Source organism: Mucilaginibacter phenanthrenivorans, from assembly GCF_024721155.1.
Taxonomy (GTDB): domain Bacteria; phylum Bacteroidota; class Bacteroidia; order Sphingobacteriales; family Sphingobacteriaceae; genus Mucilaginibacter; species Mucilaginibacter phenanthrenivorans.
Genome location: NZ_JAHVAP010000014.1, coordinates 38,259 through 54,549, shown reverse-complemented (window position 1 = coordinate 54,549; position 16,291 = coordinate 38,259). Strand labels below are relative to the sequence as shown.

Sequence of the window (16,291 nt, the reverse complement as noted above, 5' to 3'; positions counted from 1 at the left end):
CCTCAATGGAGACCACAGAACTAAAAGAACAGCTTAAAAGCCAGATCATAAAATTTTTAAACCTTACCGACCTAACCCCAGCCGATATAAAAGACGATGAGCCACTATTTGGCGATGGCCTGGGTTTGGATTCTATTGATTCCCTTGAGCTGATCGTATTGATGAAAAAGGAATACGGAATTGATATCAGGGATCCAAGGGAAGGAAGAAAAGTGCTGGTTGACGTGGCTACTATGGCGGATTATATTCAGGAGCATAGTAAGAAATAGCCTCACCATCACGTCATTGCGAGGAACGAAGCAACCTCTTCACATGCTAATCAACGAAACACAACCTTTGTGGGAACCTGAATGCCGCATCTAGGTGGGGCCCACAAAGACTGAGGTTCATGACTGTCCTACGTATAAGTTGCTTCGTTACTCAATGACGATTTTTTTAGATTGTTTTTATAGCGACAGATCTTGCCTGAAGTTTAAAACACACCCTATCCCCATCACTCAATTTACCCGTAAAGCTAACCTCATCCTCCACAAATTTATAAGCAATCTCCAATTGCACCGAAGAAGTAACCAAAGGGTCGATCATACCTATAAACTTTAGATTGCCCGCTTTCTGTATCGTTAAAGATTGCCCTAAAGCGCTTTCTATTACTTCTTTTGCAATTTGCAGCATACACGCGCCCGGAACTATGGGCTGGCCGGGGAAATGACCTTTAAATATGGCGCTATTGGGATTGATAAATAATTCAGCTTTGATCAAGCCATCGGTGTGCGCTAATTTGTCAACCTTGAATAACTCATCATTTGCATCTTCCATCATACTAAATTAAATCGCTGAAACCAGCATTAATGAATGATACTTGTTTTGGTAATGGTTATAGATCAAAACTTTTTTAGGAGCGGTAACTTTTAATTTGGTCTCCAAAATTACTTCCGGAACTATTCCTTTTTTAATAATATTTGACGCCAGCCACAATGCAAATGAAGAGGCCACCGTATATTCACCGCAAAGGTGTTTATAGTTAGCCTGTGCAATATTTTTGAAGATAGAGTTGTTTAGTTCTTCGTGGATTTCGTCGTTCCTTACATCACCGTTTTTTCCTGATATAACCAAGTCGAGATCTTCAAACGCTACCGCATGCTTTTCTAAAAATGTGGTGATCCGATTTTTTATATCCTCTGTATCCTTTGGATTATAAAAGGTAGTAAGGCCGGTCAGCTCCGCAAGGTTATCTGGTGATGGCTTGTCTGTCAATAAAAAGAACGTTGCTCCTTCGCCTCCGATTGTGCCCTTTGATCCGGTATCGTAAAGCGACAGGTTTGAAACGGGATGGCGCTTGTATAAGCCAAGGCGGGTTAAAACTGTGTAACTGGTATCAACCATTTCTTCAGTTCCGCCTACTAATATGTTATCTGCTTCCTGTTCGTTTAAAAGCATTATCGCATCAAACAATGCGCTCTCAAACGAAATGCCTTTGTGCACAAATGTATTGTTATAAGCATGACACTTAAGCATCAAGGCTATTTGGGCGGCAACAGTATTGTGGGTTGACTGGATAAAGGCGGTAGGGGGAAGCAGTTCTTCGTTTTGTTCAATAATACGGGTTAAAAAAGTAACGGTATCCTCCATGCAGCCGAATGCAGTGCCGGTGATTATTGCGCCGGGCATTTCTGTATTGCCGTTCAGCAAGCACCTTTTTGCGACAGCCACGCCCATTTTAATTACGTGGCTCATCCGGCGAATCAGTTTCGCATCAATAAACTCTTTATAATCGGGTTCAACGGCCACTAAACGGGTAGTATTATACTCAATAATACCATTTAAAAAACCATCGTTATCAAACGTGTTTTGAGCGGAGATACAGGCAGAAGAGCGGATATATATTTTCATGATCAAACCCTCGAAAATATTAATGATGTACAATTACCGCCAAAGCCAAACGAGTTGGACATAACGTGTTTGATATCCTGGTTCTTCAAGAACCTGGTTTCAGGTTCAAATGGGACCTCCGCCATCCGAGTTTCAAATCGCAGATTAGGATATATAATACCATGTTTTATGGCAAGTGCGGAAAATACGGCTTCAATGCCCCCGCTGGCACCCAATGTATGGCCCGTGAATGATTTGGTTGAGCTCATTGGCGGATACGCAGGATCGAACAATCGTTTAACAGCCGTTCCTTCGGCGCTGTCGTTATTTGGGGTTCCGGTTCCATGCAGGTTAATATAGCTGATATCGGATGGTTTGAGCCCACTTTTATCAAGCGCTTTTTGCATTGCCAAATAGGATCCTGTTCCGTCCGGAGACGAAGCTGTTTGATGATAGGCATCGTTACTATTGTTATAGCCGCTTAAAGTGCAATAAAGTGGTTTATTTAATGTTTTGGCTACCTTATCCGAAACCAGCACCAAATAGCCCGCACCTTCGCCCAGGTTCAAGCCTTCGCGATGCTCGTCAAATGGCTTGCAAAATTCGTCATCAAGGATCATCAGGGTATTAAAACCGTTGAGGGTAAATTTAGTGATGGCGTCGGCCCCGCCGGCTACCACCACATCAACCACATCGTTCCTGATCAGTCTTGCGCCATAAAATATTGCATTGGCTGAAGATGAACAGGCGGTGCTTATGGTGGTCATGAAATCCGTTATGCCCAGCTGGTCGGCTACTATTTCTGTCATGCTGCCGCATTCGTGATCAAATACGTTCTTTAATTTGCCTTTGCTGTTATCGGCCAGGAATCTCACAAAAAAATCTTCGCTTCTATCCATGCCGCCTACTGTATTTGCCGAAACAAAGCCGACTCTTAAATTCTCCAGTCCAGGGATGGCGGCATTGGACATCGCTTCACGTGCCGCAACCAGGCTCAGGAGCGCAGTACGCCCGTTGTGTGTTGATAATCCTGTTTGGGCGATCAGTTCATCGTCTGTCAATTTAACCTCTGCTACAGGTCGTGTATGCTGGTGTATAGTATCAAACAAAGTGATCTCCGCCATGCCTGCTTCCCCGCGCTCGAATGAAGCCAGGTGTTCAGCCACATTATTCCCTATCGCCGAAATCACACCCACACCCGCCACGTAAACCGATTGATCCATATAAATTCTTAAGCTTTATTAAAAATACGCTCCATATTTTCTGCCGAAAATAATAAGCTTTTTTCTTCTTTTTTCTTTTCAACTAAAAACAGGGTCGCCTTATAATGCTGTTCCAAAACATCAACCCAGCCGCAAATACAGGCCTGCAAAATATTATTATCAAGTAAATAATTTACCTGCTGTGCTATAAAACCGGCATTAAAACTTTCCTGGATAAAAAAGGCATGCTCTCCTTTAAAATTGTTCCTGATACAAATTTCTCCAATAACGATGTTGGGCAAAGTATAAACAAATACGGAAGGGCTCGGGATATCTTTTAATGTATCGGAGTATTTCAGATCATTATCCAAACTTGAATTTGAATTAGCCAAAACTACTCCAATTTCTTCGGGTTGGTAATTATATTTACTAAAATCGTCTTTTAGCAATATTTCGGATGCCAGCCAGCCCAATTTGCTCAGATTATCCATTTTGTAAAACTTTGGATAATGGAATTGGAAATGCTGGTAAGCGGAAAGCAGGAACGCTGACAAATCGGCGCCTTTATTTTCAAAAGCGTTTAGGTCGTTTTTATGAACAGTATCATTAAAGATACTGCAAGTGTTCGTTATATAATTTTCTGCTATCAATATTCTTTAATTATAAAACATTGTCATTGCGAGCGATAGCGCGGCAACCTCGTCGCCAATGCATTTACGCTATGTATGTTCTACACTTTTCTATTCGCTCTGTACAGTTACGAGTTTGCTTCGTCGTTCCTCCTCGCAATGACAAGTTTTTTGTCAAATATAATTATTTGCCTATCACCACGGCTGCGTTACAACCACCGAATCCCGATGCTGTTTTAAGAAAGTTGCCGGCATTGATGTGCGTAAGAGAGGCACATACATTTACCGGGCTGGTAACACCCAAATGCTCAAATCCTGGTGTCGCTATCAATAAACTTTCTTTTAATGAGTGTATCGAAATAACCGATTCTATCAATCCCGCCGCACCCAATGTATGGCCGTAATATCCTTTCAAACTATTTAACGGAACATCTTGTAAACCTGCTAAGCCAATCGCATTGGCTTCCATTTCATCATTATAAATAGTTGCCGTGCCATGTGCCGAAATAAAATCAATATTATTGGATCCCAAATCAGCATCTTTCATTGCTTTTTTTATGGCATAAGCCAGTTCTTCCCCGGTTCTTGACGGGCCCGAAATATGGTTGGCGTCGTTGCTTACTGCTCCACCTTTAATTTTTATATTTCCTTCGAATCGCTTGTTTGTTGATAGTACTACAGTTGCCGCCCCTTCACCCAAATTTAACCCGGTTCTTGCCTTATCGAATGGTTTACAAATATCATTGCTTAACGCCTGGAAAGATTGAAAACCGGATACGATGAATTTGGAGATCACATCTGCTCCGCAGATCACTGCATTTTCATATTCGCCGGTTCTTAATAAACGCATCCCGGTTAAAAGTGCCATAACACCCGAAATACAGGCGTTTGAAATAGTGACAGGTTGATTTTGAAATCCAAAATGACCGGCAACTAATTTGGCTGAGGTCGACATTGCAATCCTGTTTTCCAGGGCGGGGCTGTTTGCCTCTGTTTCAAGCAGGCTGATGTTGCCTTTGGTGCTGGATATAATTAAAATCGTTTTTTTATCTTTTATGTCAATGGCGGTATTTTGCAAGGCAACGGATATGGAGGCGATAAGGAGTTGCTCGAATTTGGTAAACTCACTACCATCAGCTATTAAGATTTCATCTTTATCAAATAACGACGCATAAAAGGGAGTGGAAGATAAGCTTTCGTCATTATGCAGCTTTACGCCGGAAATGTTGTTTTTGAGTTGGCCGAAATTTTCAGCCGTGGTCTTACCAAGGGGGGATAATATATTATCGATAACTATAAAAACATCCTTTACACTCATCTTGCTCATTTATCGTCCATAAATACTTTCATTTCGCATTGGGCAATTAACTTGCCATTATGCCAAACCTTACCCAAAAGTACGGTAACGTTGAATAGGTGGTTTTCTATTGTTATTTCAGTTATCAGTTCTTCATTAGCCTTTGGTAAATCAAATACTTCAAAATCTTTTATTGCCCCAATATAGCCTACTTCAACCGGTTTGTTTTCAATGCTGGCTATGTAACCTGATCTTAACGCAGCTGTTTGGGCTATATTTTCCATTAAGCCCGCTTCCTGGAAAATTCCGTTCTTTACAAATACATTATCGGGGTTTATTATAAAGCTGCTTTTGGTGCTAGTTTCATCCACATAAAGTAATTTGCTCACCATAACAAACGGCGCTTTTTGCGGGATTAAATGGACAATATTTTCAACCGGGAAATCCATGGATCATGAATATAAACCACCATTGATCGAAAGTACCTGTCCGGTTATATAACCCGCTTCTGCAGATGAAAAAAACGCAGCGGCGCTTGCAACTTCCTCCGGTAAACCAAATCGCCTTGCAGGAATCATCATTTTTAGTTCCTTTTCATCAAGACCTTCGGTCATATCAGTTTTGATAAATCCGGGGGCCAGGGCATTTACGGTAATTCCCTGCCGGGCTATTTCCTGCGCAAGAGCTTTGGTTGCCCCAATTACGCCTGCCTTTGCGGCAGAATAGTTGGTTTGCCCGGCAAGGCCTTTTAGGCCCGAAAGGGAAACGATATTAATGATGCGTCCGTATTTGCGGGTTAGCATACCATTAAGTACCAAACGGGTAACATAAAAAAAGCTATCGAGATTCGTTTTTAAAACATTATCCCACTGGTCTTCGGCCATCCACGCCATCAGACTATCATCTCGGATGCCAGCGTTGTTTATCAATACTTCGATGTATTTATCTTCGTTGGTGGCTATCCAGTCGCCCAATTGTTTGATCTGTTCTCTATCAGCTACGTCGAATGGCATTAATTCGCCATTGCCGCCGTTTTCCTTTATCAAAGCAAGCGTTTTTTCGGCCTCTTCAATGTTGCTTCTGTAATTTACCAGCACATAATAATCCAGCGAGGCAAGCTTTAGGCAAATAGCCTTACCAATGCCCCTTGAGCCGCCGGTGACTAACGCGCATTTCATTTGGAGAACGATGTAATGTGGTCTGTTGATTCAAGGAAAGTTTTCACGCGCTCCAAATCCTTATATTTAGGCGCATCTTCTATAAATTTCGGGAAGATCAGCCTAACCTCGTCATATAACGCTCTTGAGATACTTGAAAGCCTGTCCTTGCATTCCAGGTAATCAATTGCCTGCAAAATGGTCATCAGGTGAATGCCGAGCACTTCGAATGAATTATCGATCACCCTCTTGGTCATCAAGGCAGCATTACAACCCATGCTTACAATGTCTTGATTATCGTTGTTATTCGGGATGCTGTGCACATACATCGGGAATGATAGCGTTTGATTTTCGGCAGTGGTAGAAGTAGCTGTAAATTGCATCCCCTGCATGCCGAAGTTTAAACCAAGAATACCTAAATTCACAAAAGGCGGCAGCTTCTGGTTCAGTTTGCTGTTTAAAAGATAATTTAACTGCCGTTCTGCAAGCATAGATACTCGGGTCATGGCAATTTTTAGCTTGTCCATTTCCAGTGATACATAATCGCCATGGAAATTACCACCGTGAAAAATATTCTGGTTCTCGTGGTCAATAACCGGGTTGTCATTAACGGAGTTTAATTCATTTACTACCGTGTTTTCAACCTGTGCAATGGTATCGTATATGGGCCCAAGGATCTGGGTTACACAGCGTAAGGAATAGTATTCCTGTACCTTGTCCTCAAATACTTCCTGATCAAGGTTATCAGGATTGTATAGATGCTCCGAACGATCGCGGATCATTTTGCTGTCCTGTAAAATATTGCGCATCATTTCGGCAATCGCATTTTGCCCTTTATGCCGTTTTACTATGTTTAACTCTTTTGAATAATGGTCATCAAATGCTTCGACTATTTCATTGATCATCGCCGAAAACAAAACCGACCAGTTCAATAACTTCTTAGCCTGGATGATATTGATCATCCCGATGCCTGTCATGGCAGAGGTGCCGTTTAATATAGCCAGCCCCTCGCGGATATGGATAGAAAGCGGTTTGATATTGAATTTATTGAAGATGTCCATAGTAGGATGAACGGCGTCTTCAAAAATAACTTCGCCTTCGCCAATCAAAACAAGTCCCAAATGGGCCAGTTGAACTAAATCCCCACTGGCGCCAACACCGCCATGTTCGTAAACACATGGGGCAATGTTATTATTGATCAGGTTCTTTAATAATTCAACAACATCTGTATGTACACCCGAATAGGCCTGCATAAAGCTATTTAAGCGGGCAATCATCAGCGCTTTTGACAGTTGTGCAGTCATTAACTTACCGCTGCCGGATGAATGACTGCGGATAAGATTATATTGAAGTTGTAATATATTTTCTTCGTTTACCTTGTATTGGGCCATAGGGCCAAAGCCGGTATTGATGCCGTAAATGAGTTTGTTAGACGAGAATTGTTTAAGGAACTCGAAGTTGGTATTGATCTTAGTTAAAGCAGCTTCATCTAAAGCAACCTCCTTTTGTTTAAATATCAGTTCAGAAAAATCATTTAAAGAAAGCGCACTTTGTCCAACAAGTATCATGGGCAAAAATTATTTGTTTTATCAGGGTGAATAATAATCCGCTAAAGTATAAAATATATAGATAACGGATCAATGTAAAGTGCAATAAAACGGGGATGAGGGAATTGTGTGATTTAAAAATAGCGATGGGTTTAAAACCCATCGCTATTTTTAAATCAAGCCCTTTTATCAATAAACTTTATTGCCTTCCTGCTTGCCTCGCTAAACTGGATCTTCTGAATCTCTTCAACAGTTACATACTTTATGTGCGGACTCACCCGCAGCCTCGCCTGTAAATATGCACGGATGCGGTGGTCACATTCTTCACTTTCATCAGCAGGGACGATGAAAAGCGATACCTGGTCCATGCCGATATCGTTGGAAGAAACTTCTATTACAAAATCAAGGATCTCCTCGCGTTCATTCAATAAATCGAATAAGGCAGGTGGGTAGAGTGTTGTTCCCTTAAATTTTATCATTTGCTTTTTACGGCCCATGATGGACGATAAACGCAAAGTAGTTCGTCCGCAGGCACAAGGCTCATCATAATACATGCAAATGTCGCCTGTTTTGTAGCGGAGTAATGGCATGCCCTCAACGCCGAGGGTAGTAATGGTTACCTCGCCCGGTGCGCCGGGCTCAACTTGCTGATCGTTTTCATCCAATACTTCCACGATCACCAACTCTGGCTGGTAATGCCCGCCTTTGCCCTCGCCGCATTCGGTAAACGCAGTTTGCATTTCGGTAGAGGCATAGGTAGAGTATAGCTGAATATTCCAGCTCTCGGTTATTTTTTTGCCGAGGATGTTTAACGAAAAATCATTGTTGCGGATGTTCTCGCCAATACAAATGGCTTTTTTAACGGATGTGCTGTTGATGTCGATACCGCTGTCTTTTGCAAACTGGATCAGCTTTAAAATGAAAGAGGGTACGGCAACTATGGCTGTCGGTTTTAAGCGCTTGATGGTTTCCCACTGTAACGCGGGTACGCCGGGGCCTAAACGGATAATCCCCGCGCCGATTTTCCGGATGCCGAGGTAATAAGCAATACCTGCCATGAATTGCCTGTCGAGCGTTAGCATCAACTGGTAAGTATCATCTGCAGAGCCATCTGCGCATAAAAAGGAATTGTACTCGTTATAAGCTAATCTATCAAGGTCCTTTTCAGTAAGGGCGATGGTTACCGGGCGACCTAAGGTACCTGATGTGGAAGTGTATTCTATTACCTTATCCCGGGATACACATAAAAAATCGTCATTCCGTTGTTGCAGATCGTCTTTAACAGTAGGAGGGATTAGCGCCAGGTCTGCAATTGTTTTTATTGCAGTTATGGCGATATTGTGTTTGGAAAACAAGTCTTTATAAAAAGGAGAGTTTTCAGCTACGTATGCCAATAGTTCCTGTAACTTTTGCTCCTGCATTAATGTTATTTCGCTTGCTTGTTGATAGCTGTTCTCTGTAGGTATCATTTTCCAAATCTAATAAAAATGGAAGATTGGGCGAATTCAATTCGTTTAACTAAACACAGCAAACAACCAACCAGTATATTTGTAACGTATATCAGCTATGTTCAAACAATCAATATTAATTGCGGGATTATTAGGCGTGTCGTTTTTTAGTGTGGCTCAATCGGTTAAGTATAAGGATCTGGTTTTTACCGATGTAACAGAAACGAAGAACTTGAGCTATTCGCCCACTGACTCATCTAAAAATAAAAAATCTCATTTTTTCGACCTTTACCAACCAACCGGCGATAAATCAACCGGCAGGCCATTGATTATTTGGATGCACGGCGGCGGGTTTAAATTCGGGACAAAAGAGGCTAAAGGCATACAATTATGGAGCAAAACCTTTGCCCAACGTGGTTATGTGTGCGCCGCATTAAGCTATACGCTAAGTAAAAAGTTCCCGATATTTAATTTTGATGAGCTAAAACGCAGCGCGTATTACGCGGTGCTGGATGCAAAGCAAGCGGTGGTCTATTTTAAGGAACACGCCAAAGAATACAATATTGATCCCGATAAAATTATTCTTGCCGGAAATTCGGCAGGAGGGATGATCGCCCTGAACGCAGCTTATAGCAGTAACGCTGAGCTGGCGAAACTTGCTGGGATAGCTGATGTAAATTCAGATGATAAAAGCGTGTTGAAAGTTGCAGGGATTATTAATTTGTGGGGCGGCATCTTTAAATTGAGCTGGCTTAAAAATGCAAAGGTACCCATCGTAAATATTTATGGTAGCCGAGATAGCCTGGTGCCGCCAACCCATAAAGACACGTCACTGTATGGTGGAGCGGATATTCATGCAGAAGCAACCAGGTTGGGAATCCCCACTAATGTGAAGGTGTTCGAGGGGTATTCACATGAATTAATGAAGCATTTTAATCCTGTTTTTTCCGGAAACAAGGAGACGCAGGAACGCTGGCTGGAGGCGGGACAGTTTACTGCCGATTTCCTATATAAAACATTATACAAAAAGTAGTAATTGCACATCAAAACTTTATGTTAACTTTAATGTTGTCAAAATAAATTAACCACAAAAGCTGAACCATGAAGTATTTAAAAATTCTTGCAGTTGTAGCGTTCTTAACGTTTAGCCTCCAGTTTGCACATGCAAACCCGTTAGCGCTAAAAGTTGAACCCACGTTTCTACAGTTGCCGCCTCCGCCACCACATCCGCCATTACCGTGGAGTCATCGCAGACACAGGCGTCATCACCGGGCAAGCATCCATATCCGTTTGCCAAAGCCACCGCCGCATCCACCCGGCCCACCGCCGCCGCCACATCCATAAAAAATAAAGCCCCTCGTAATTGAACGAGGGGCTTTATTTTTTAAAGGCAGACAATCGTCTTAAGCCAGGTCTACTTTTTGGTCATTCATATGTTTCTGCCGCGACCACATTTTCACAAACTGGTATATTACTCCCACCGTAAACAAGATAACCAGTGTTAGTAAACCCTTTTGTATGATCGGATCATTTGGCCCGGAGGCAATGGGACCGTTGATTGGCAGACGGGTTAATGTTTCAACAACTGCAGGTATACAAGAAAGGAACAAGGTAAAAGACATCAGGAAAACCTGGAGATAAATTGCACTTCTTCCAAGAAATTTAAGCGAGGTGATAAAGTACGCAATTGGTAAGATCACTAAAATTACAATTCCGAGTGTGTGCCCGGCGGTTGGATGGCCGAACCGCATAATCGGGAACCCTGTTACACACGTAATTGCAGTTAATAGGACATACAATTTCCCCCGATTGTTCGCAGGGCTTATTTTGCCGTCGATAAACAAGGCATACAAAGCAGCAAAAATTGCAAGGATACTGATGGCAGTGTGAATGATTCCAAGGATTGACAGGTGATTCGGCATGATCTTATATTTAAAGCGTTAAGGTTGCCTAAATATAAGAATATTAATGCTTTATATAAATGCAAATTATCCGAGACGCAAAATATTGCGTCTCTACCGTTTAAAAGGAAATTTTAACACGTTTCCCGGTGCAAATTTATCCCCCTCGTTGGAGATGTAAAGGTTATTGTCCTTATCAAACGCCATTCCCTCTGGTTGGTGAAATATTGCCGGGTTTAGGGTATAAACCTCCTTTACACTCCAGCTTGAATCGGCTATCACCAATAATTTATTTACCGACGAAAGAACATACCACTCATTGGTTTGCGGGTTTTTTGCGAGCGCCGACGGATGGAAGCTGATTTTCTTTTGATTGGTTAGCTCTTCTACTTTCTTAATATCGATGGTTGAACGCCCGGCGTTTGATAGCGAACCATCAACGGCTAACTTTAGATTAAATATAGTTGTTGTTTGGCTTGCCTTTTCGACGCTGCAATGCTTGCATAAAACATAAACTGACCGGCTTGCATCGTCAGCATACATTCCTTCATACTCGCCTTTAGCCAACAGGTCAATCTGTTTGTTACTGCTGGTTTCCCCCTTTTTTAAATCTTTTAGCGGAAATGTAAATAATATGCCGTCGCTGCGGAGCATAATCACCCAGCCATTACTCACGGCAACGTCCTCATAATCGCCGCCTTTGCCAAATTTTAGCTGGTTTATTTTATCAGTGCCGGGTTTAAAATAAAATAGGAATCCATCCTCATCCTGTTCAGCGTAGAGTGTATCTGCATTGCCTTTATTAAATGCTATGCCGGAAATCTCCGTTAGCGCATCGGTCATATTGTATTTAACAGGACTGTGCAAATCATATCCTTTTGGGCTCTTAGTTGCCTGCTGGCCACCGGCACAACCAGTTAAAAGAGCGAGCAATATTATACTGGCGAGTAACGGCTTTAAATTATTTTTCATAAGACGATGCGTACTAAACGTGGTTTGTAATATACCTGCAATTTGGCAAAATTGTTTAAACTAAAAAGGCTCCTTATTCAAGAGCCTTTTCAAATCACAATTAAAAATCGTTTATTTCTGCATTACCATAACGCCGTTTAAAACAAGTGTACTGCCGCCATCGGCTTCAATGTTGTAAACGTTTTGTACGCCACCTGCATGTTCAGTTTTCTTTAAAACGGTATAAGTTTCATATTTGCCGTTTTTATCATTCAAACACAAAACCTGCTGGCCAACAGTTATCTCGCCAATTTTAAAACTACCCTGTTTGGTCATCATTGGGTGGTTTGGTGTAGCTTTAAGCACTTTGGTATTTAAGTCGATATTTAAGCCTTTGGCGGTATTCTTTTCTTTAGCCGAAATCAAAACCAGCTCGGTGATGGCGTAATTCTTAGCCGCATGCACGGTAAGATCCTTTACCCTGATCACTGATGATTTATTTGTGGCCGGGTCAACGGTAATAACTTCGTCGCCGCTTTTTACATCCCTTATCATTTTTTTGGCACCATTACTCATAGTTACTTCCTCGTCGCCGGGGAAGCAAATATCGTTACCGTAGGTAGCTGCTTCTTCCTTCATGTCCTTGCCGCCATTCAGCACTTTATATTGCTGGAAGCTCATTTCCTTTGAGAGGACATAGGATAATTTAAGGATGTAATTCTTTTCAACCTTATTGATATCATCAATATCCTGGAAGTATTTTGCCCATACCTTGGCATCAGCTGTAAAATCTGGAACCAAAGCCTGGTATCTTTTGCCGGTTTCGCTGGTATAGAAAACCATCAGACCTATTTCCTGCATTCCATCTTTGGCGATCAGCTTATAAAGGTCGACACGTTTTTTAAGTCCATCGCCCCCGGTGATAAAGTAAGGCTTGCGGCTTTCATAGCGGTCAAGTACATAGGCATTATCAAACTTTACGTAGGTGTCTTTGTCCAGATCGGCTATGGTATAAGTTAATGCCTTGTTGTATTCATCCAAAGTAAGCGGTCGCGGGTTTACAGCCGCTTGCTGGGCCCTGGTGGTAAATATGATTAAGAATAAAAAAAAAGTTAATATCAGGTTACGCATATTTATATATTTTGTTGTTTCATTAAGCACCGGCCTTCAACCTGTGCTAAGATGTTATTTAAGAAGAGTTCGACATAAACAAATGGTCATCTCTCCCGAACTCTCGCGCAACCGCGTGCAGCTGTAGCTTTGGATGAGGCGAAGCGCAAAGTTTGTATATCGAGGCAGGCAAAGCGTTCCATTTTTATCAGTGGAACACCCGGAACAAAGTGGAACATGTTGATTATCAGTAACTTTGATTTTTACTGTGATTCTATCTCTTGTAACTATGTGATAATCAGCCAATATGCTCCCCGCCTTTATGTCGAGCTCAAGTTATTTACGATAATTGTTTAAACGCATCGGCAAATGCTTCCATTTCATCCATACGGCCAATGCTCACGCGGCACCAGTCGGTACCGTTCATTTTCCAGTTGCGTACGCCAACACCACGTTTCATCATTTCGCCAACGAATTTCGCTCCGTCCATTTTTAACGGGAACATCACAAAGTTTGCCGAAGACGGGATATAGTCGTAGCCTTCTTTCTTTAGAGTTGCGTAAAGGAAATCTCTCGAAGCAATAGTTTTTGCACGTGCATCCTTTAAGAAGTCAGTTTCCTGGTACGCAGCAAGCGCTGCTGCTACTGTTGCAGAAGATAGGTTACCTGATCCGCTTCCATAAATCGACAATGCGCCAATAGTTGCCGGCTGCGCCACTATGTACCCGCAGCGTAAGCCCGCAAAGCCATACAATTTTGAAAAGGTGCGCGATACAATGATGTTTTGTCCGGCCTTCACATTGCCAATTAGCGTAGTTGATTTAGGGTCGTCCAAATAATCGATATATGCCTCGTCGATAAACACCATAGTTTTCTTCGAAACCCGTTCACAAAATGCCTTGAGCTTCTCTGCATCAACTACTGTGGCTGTAGGGTTGTTGGGGTTGCAGATATAAATAATGCCGGTATTGTCGTCCACTTTTGCCTCTATAGCGTCCAGGTCCAGCTTATAATCCTTTGTTAGTGGTACCTTAACCAACTTTGCGCCGTGTAATACTGCATGTGATGGCAGGTCGTCGTAAGTTGTTTCGCCCGTGATAACGCTTTTTCCGCCTTTGCAATAATGCATTGCGGCAGCCTCCAGCAAAGGCGATGATCCTGAGCTCAACATAATGTTGCTTTGTTTCAAGCCTTCATATGCAGCAATTTTACCAGCCAATTGACCGGTTTGAGCAAAAATGTATTGATAGCTTAAATCCAGTGAATCCGTTATCGCCTTTTTAGCCGCCGGTGATGGCCCGAAGGGGTTCTCGTTAAAAAATAAACGCGCTTTTAACACCGGTGGTGCGCTCTGCATTATTTCCTGCTCAGCCTCGAAGTTAGTGATCAGCCTTTGGGTTTTAGCAACCGGCATTGCCGCCAGCTTGTCGACAGTTCCCGATGCAAGGGCCAGTCCCCCGGCCATTAAAGCGCTGGATTTGATCCAGGTTCTGCGGTTAATTGAATTTGCCATTTTAGTTTTTTAATTATGAGTAAAAGTCAGTCAGTTTATTTTTTATCTGTTGTAGTCGGATAGCTTACCCGCTGATCGGTTAATCTTCCGTGCACCGCCGTAACCACGCTGCGGGCCGATTCAAAGGCTCCCGCCATCCAGGCGTTTAAATAGGTTAAATGCTCACCTGCAAAATATACCTGCTTATCAGGTTTTAATAATACGGGGTACTGATTTTTGCGCGTCTCGCTGCTGTAAACTGCCCATCCGCCTAAATTATATTTGGTTTTGTGCCAGGCAACAGAAAATGAGCTCTCAAATTCAGTATCGTATTGTGGGTGGACTAGCCTGCCCTTTTGCAACGCCAGCTTCTCGCGATCAGCATAGCTTAATTCAGCCGTGCGCTGCGCCTTTTCATTAAAATTATAATAGCCCAATAAAATTCCCTTTTTGCCAAGGTAGTCGTATGATGGATAGAAGATTTGCGTCAGATCGTTATTGGTATGCGTGATGCCGCCATAAATATGGTCGTCCTCTTCCCAAAAACGCCTTTTAAATTGCAGCCCGATCTTACCGGTTTGCATATAACTGATATAATCGATAGCCCGGCTTACATCGCCCGAAAAATTATTATTGATATTGCTTAATACAGGTAGGGGGATGGTACAAATACAAATATCGCCTTGCAGCAGATGCTCGCCCTGCGCGTCTTTATAGGTAACCTTTACGCCGTTATCAATATTGGTGATGTTTGTTACTTCGGCCCCGAGCTTTAAACTTGGTTCTACCTTTTTCTGCAATGCTTTTGCTATCTGGTCCATACCGCCAATTGCCTGAAACATGGTCATCTGCAATTCGTAGGTATACTCGGCAACATTGTAAAAATCAGGATCCATCAAGCCAGACTGGATCATATCCGTCAGTTTGTGCGGATCGGCAATTTTTCCGGGCTTATCGCCGGCGCCCGGGTTTTCGATATAACCACGGCGCGCAGATGCCTTGTATAGTTTATCCGGATCGAGGCCACCTTCGGCCATCAGGTATTCAATTACTTTTTCTGAATCTTCCTTAGTAAGCCCTGTATCAAGGTTGCCATGATCGATGCTTTTAGCAAGCAATTCAGTCATGTACCCGCGGATGTCGTTATGAACCTCACGCACCTTTATTTTCTTGTTGGATAGTGGCCCCTTGCCTTCGGCAAAATAGTAGGAACCTTCATTCACATTATTGTAAACCTGTAGTGGGATATTGAATTCCTTGCAATAATGCAGGGTAAGTTGGTGGTTGTGGGGGATGCGGGATGGGCCTGCATTAAAGTATTGGCCCTCGTCAAAACGGGCAGTGAGCGTGAGTTTGTCGGTTTCGGTGTTTACGGTTCCGTTCCTTACACTCCAACATCGGCCGCCTGCACGTTCGCGGGCTTCCAGTATGGTGCAGCTGTATCCCAATTTATTGAGTTCGTAAGCGCAGGTCATGCCCGCAAGGCCACCGCCTAAAATGATGATCTTCTTTCCGTTTCCGCTGCCTGTTAAATTAAAGGCATGCGCAGGCGCTGCCTTCAACATGCCCAAGGCCAGCATGGCAGGATAGGTGCCGCCGGCAAGCATTGCACCCTTACTTAAAAAATTCCTTCGTGTTATTGTTTCCAACTATAGTAGCGATAATTGCGGTTGTTATTACAGGCTTAA

Annotated in this window: 17 protein-coding genes; 3 read left to right on the top strand and 14 right to left on the bottom strand. The window is 42.7% G+C overall.

The annotated features are described in order from the left end of the window. Positions 1–5 precede the first annotated feature (5 nt). Complete coding sequence (locus tag KXD93_RS26210; protein ID WP_258140498.1) at positions 6–269, top strand: phosphopantetheine-binding protein; 264 nt, start codon at positions 6–8, stop codon at positions 267–269. 166 nt (positions 270–435) lie between these two features. Here KXD93_RS26210 and KXD93_RS26205 read toward each other — a convergent pair whose 3' ends face one another. The 9 genes from KXD93_RS26205 to flxY all read right to left on the bottom strand — a co-directional run bounded on the left by KXD93_RS26205 (position 436) and on the right by flxY (position 9,170). Further along, positions 436–819 carry an ApeI family dehydratase gene (locus tag KXD93_RS26205; RefSeq protein ID WP_258140497.1) on the bottom strand — a complete coding sequence of 128 codons (384 nt, stop codon included), beginning with the start codon at positions 817–819 and terminating at the stop codon, positions 436–438. A 6-nt stretch (positions 820–825) separates the two neighbouring features. Continuing rightward, positions 826–1,890: a beta-ketoacyl synthase chain length factor gene (locus KXD93_RS26200; protein ID WP_258140496.1), complete on the bottom strand. Its 1,065-nt coding sequence runs from the start codon at positions 1,888–1,890 to the stop codon at positions 826–828. Positions 1,891–1,892: 2 nt separating this feature from the next. Further along, the gene (locus KXD93_RS26195) at positions 1,893–3,092 is read right to left on the bottom strand and encodes a beta-ketoacyl-[acyl-carrier-protein] synthase family protein (RefSeq protein ID WP_258140495.1); all 1,200 of its coding nucleotides are present in this window, start codon (positions 3,090–3,092) and stop codon (positions 1,893–1,895) included. An 8-nt stretch (positions 3,093–3,100) separates the two neighbouring features. Continuing rightward, complete coding sequence (locus KXD93_RS26190) at positions 3,101–3,721, bottom strand: hypothetical protein (RefSeq protein WP_258140494.1); 621 nt, start codon at positions 3,719–3,721, stop codon at positions 3,101–3,103. 163 nt (positions 3,722–3,884) lie between these two features. After that, positions 3,885–5,027: a beta-ketoacyl-[acyl-carrier-protein] synthase family protein gene (locus KXD93_RS26185; RefSeq protein WP_258140493.1), complete on the bottom strand. Its 1,143-nt coding sequence runs from the start codon at positions 5,025–5,027 to the stop codon at positions 3,885–3,887. Continuing rightward, positions 5,024–5,446: a hotdog family protein gene (locus KXD93_RS26180; RefSeq protein WP_258140492.1), complete on the bottom strand. Its 423-nt coding sequence runs from the start codon at positions 5,444–5,446 to the stop codon at positions 5,024–5,026. The genes KXD93_RS26185 and KXD93_RS26180 overlap by 4 nt, the downstream gene beginning before the upstream one ends. A gap of 3 nt (positions 5,447–5,449) precedes the next feature. Then, the gene (flxB, locus tag KXD93_RS26175; RefSeq protein ID WP_258140491.1) at positions 5,450–6,175 is read right to left on the bottom strand and encodes a flexirubin biosynthesis SDR family reductase FlxB; all 726 of its coding nucleotides are present in this window, start codon (positions 6,173–6,175) and stop codon (positions 5,450–5,452) included. After that, a complete protein-coding gene (flxA, locus tag KXD93_RS26170; protein ID WP_258140490.1) occupies positions 6,172–7,722 on the bottom strand; it encodes a flexirubin biosynthesis tyrosine ammonia-lyase FlxA in 1,551 nt (516 codons plus the stop codon). The genes flxB and flxA overlap by 4 nt, the downstream gene beginning before the upstream one ends. Positions 7,723–7,877: 155 nt before the next feature. Next, positions 7,878–9,170, bottom strand: a complete 1,293-nt coding sequence (gene flxY, locus KXD93_RS26165) for a flexirubin biosynthesis putative acyl-CoA ligase FlxY (RefSeq protein WP_258140489.1) — start codon at positions 9,168–9,170, stop codon at positions 7,878–7,880. A gap of 97 nt (positions 9,171–9,267) precedes the next feature. Between flxY and KXD93_RS26160 the strand changes: the two genes are divergently transcribed. Together KXD93_RS26160 and KXD93_RS26155 are read left to right on the top strand one after the other, a co-directional pair. Further along, positions 9,268–10,182, top strand: coding sequence for an alpha/beta hydrolase (locus KXD93_RS26160; RefSeq protein ID WP_258140488.1), 915 nt, complete (start codon positions 9,268–9,270; stop codon positions 10,180–10,182). Positions 10,183–10,250: 68 nt separating this feature from the next. After that, entirely contained in the window at positions 10,251–10,493 is a 243-nt protein-coding gene (locus tag KXD93_RS26155) for a hypothetical protein (RefSeq protein WP_258140487.1), read from the top strand. Between the two features lie 59 nt (positions 10,494–10,552). On the opposite strand, the gene KXD93_RS26150 is transcribed toward KXD93_RS26155, so the two are convergent. The 5 genes from KXD93_RS26150 to KXD93_RS26130 all read right to left on the bottom strand — a co-directional run bounded on the left by KXD93_RS26150 (position 10,553) and on the right by KXD93_RS26130 (position 16,252). Then, positions 10,553–11,071 carry a hypothetical protein gene (locus KXD93_RS26150; RefSeq protein ID WP_258140486.1) on the bottom strand — a complete coding sequence of 173 codons (519 nt, stop codon included), beginning with the start codon at positions 11,069–11,071 and terminating at the stop codon, positions 10,553–10,555. Positions 11,072–11,164: 93 nt separating this feature from the next. Further along, entirely contained in the window at positions 11,165–12,022 is an 858-nt protein-coding gene (locus KXD93_RS26145) for an SdiA-regulated domain-containing protein (RefSeq protein ID WP_258140485.1), read from the bottom strand. Positions 12,023–12,133: 111 nt separating this feature from the next. After that, a complete protein-coding gene (locus KXD93_RS26140; protein ID WP_258140484.1) occupies positions 12,134–13,132 on the bottom strand; it encodes a Hint domain-containing protein in 999 nt (332 codons plus the stop codon). Between the two features lie 319 nt (positions 13,133–13,451). Further along, positions 13,452–14,624: a pyridoxal phosphate-dependent aminotransferase gene (locus tag KXD93_RS26135; protein WP_258140483.1), complete on the bottom strand. Its 1,173-nt coding sequence runs from the start codon at positions 14,622–14,624 to the stop codon at positions 13,452–13,454. Positions 14,625–14,659: 35 nt separating this feature from the next. Then, complete coding sequence (locus KXD93_RS26130) at positions 14,660–16,252, bottom strand: flavin monoamine oxidase family protein (protein ID WP_258140482.1); 1,593 nt, start codon at positions 16,250–16,252, stop codon at positions 14,660–14,662. Positions 16,253–16,291 lie beyond the last annotated feature (39 nt).

Coding starts and splice junctions, on each gene's coding strand:
- KXD93_RS26185 (WP_258140493.1), bottom strand. CDS start 5,027: ATGAGCAAGATGAGTGTAAAGGATGTTTTTATAGTTATCGATAATATA.
- KXD93_RS26145 (WP_258140485.1), bottom strand. CDS start 12,022: ATGAAAAATAATTTAAAGCCGTTACTCGCCAGTATAATATTGCTCGCT.
- KXD93_RS26205 (WP_258140497.1), bottom strand. CDS start 819: ATGATGGAAGATGCAAATGATGAGTTATTCAAGGTTGACAAATTAGCG.
- flxA (WP_258140490.1), bottom strand. CDS start 7,722: ATGATACTTGTTGGACAAAGTGCGCTTTCTTTAAATGATTTTTCTGAA.
- KXD93_RS26135 (WP_258140483.1), bottom strand. CDS start 14,624: ATGGCAAATTCAATTAACCGCAGAACCTGGATCAAATCCAGCGCTTTA.
- KXD93_RS26160 (WP_258140488.1), top strand. CDS start 9,268: ATGTTCAAACAATCAATATTAATTGCGGGATTATTAGGCGTGTCGTTT.
- KXD93_RS26155 (WP_258140487.1), top strand. CDS start 10,251: ATGAAGTATTTAAAAATTCTTGCAGTTGTAGCGTTCTTAACGTTTAGC.
- flxB (WP_258140491.1), bottom strand. CDS start 6,175: ATGAAATGCGCGTTAGTCACCGGCGGCTCAAGGGGCATTGGTAAGGCT.
- KXD93_RS26180 (WP_258140492.1), bottom strand. CDS start 5,446: ATGGATTTCCCGGTTGAAAATATTGTCCATTTAATCCCGCAAAAAGCG.
- KXD93_RS26200 (WP_258140496.1), bottom strand. CDS start 1,890: ATGAAAATATATATCCGCTCTTCTGCCTGTATCTCCGCTCAAAACACG.
- KXD93_RS26140 (WP_258140484.1), bottom strand. CDS start 13,132: ATGCGTAACCTGATATTAACTTTTTTTTTATTCTTAATCATATTTACC.
- flxY (WP_258140489.1), bottom strand. CDS start 9,170: ATGATACCTACAGAGAACAGCTATCAACAAGCAAGCGAAATAACATTA.
- KXD93_RS26195 (WP_258140495.1), bottom strand. CDS start 3,092: ATGGATCAATCGGTTTACGTGGCGGGTGTGGGTGTGATTTCGGCGATA.
- KXD93_RS26150 (WP_258140486.1), bottom strand. CDS start 11,071: ATGCCGAATCACCTGTCAATCCTTGGAATCATTCACACTGCCATCAGT.
- KXD93_RS26210 (WP_258140498.1), top strand. CDS start 6: ATGGAGACCACAGAACTAAAAGAACAGCTTAAAAGCCAGATCATAAAA.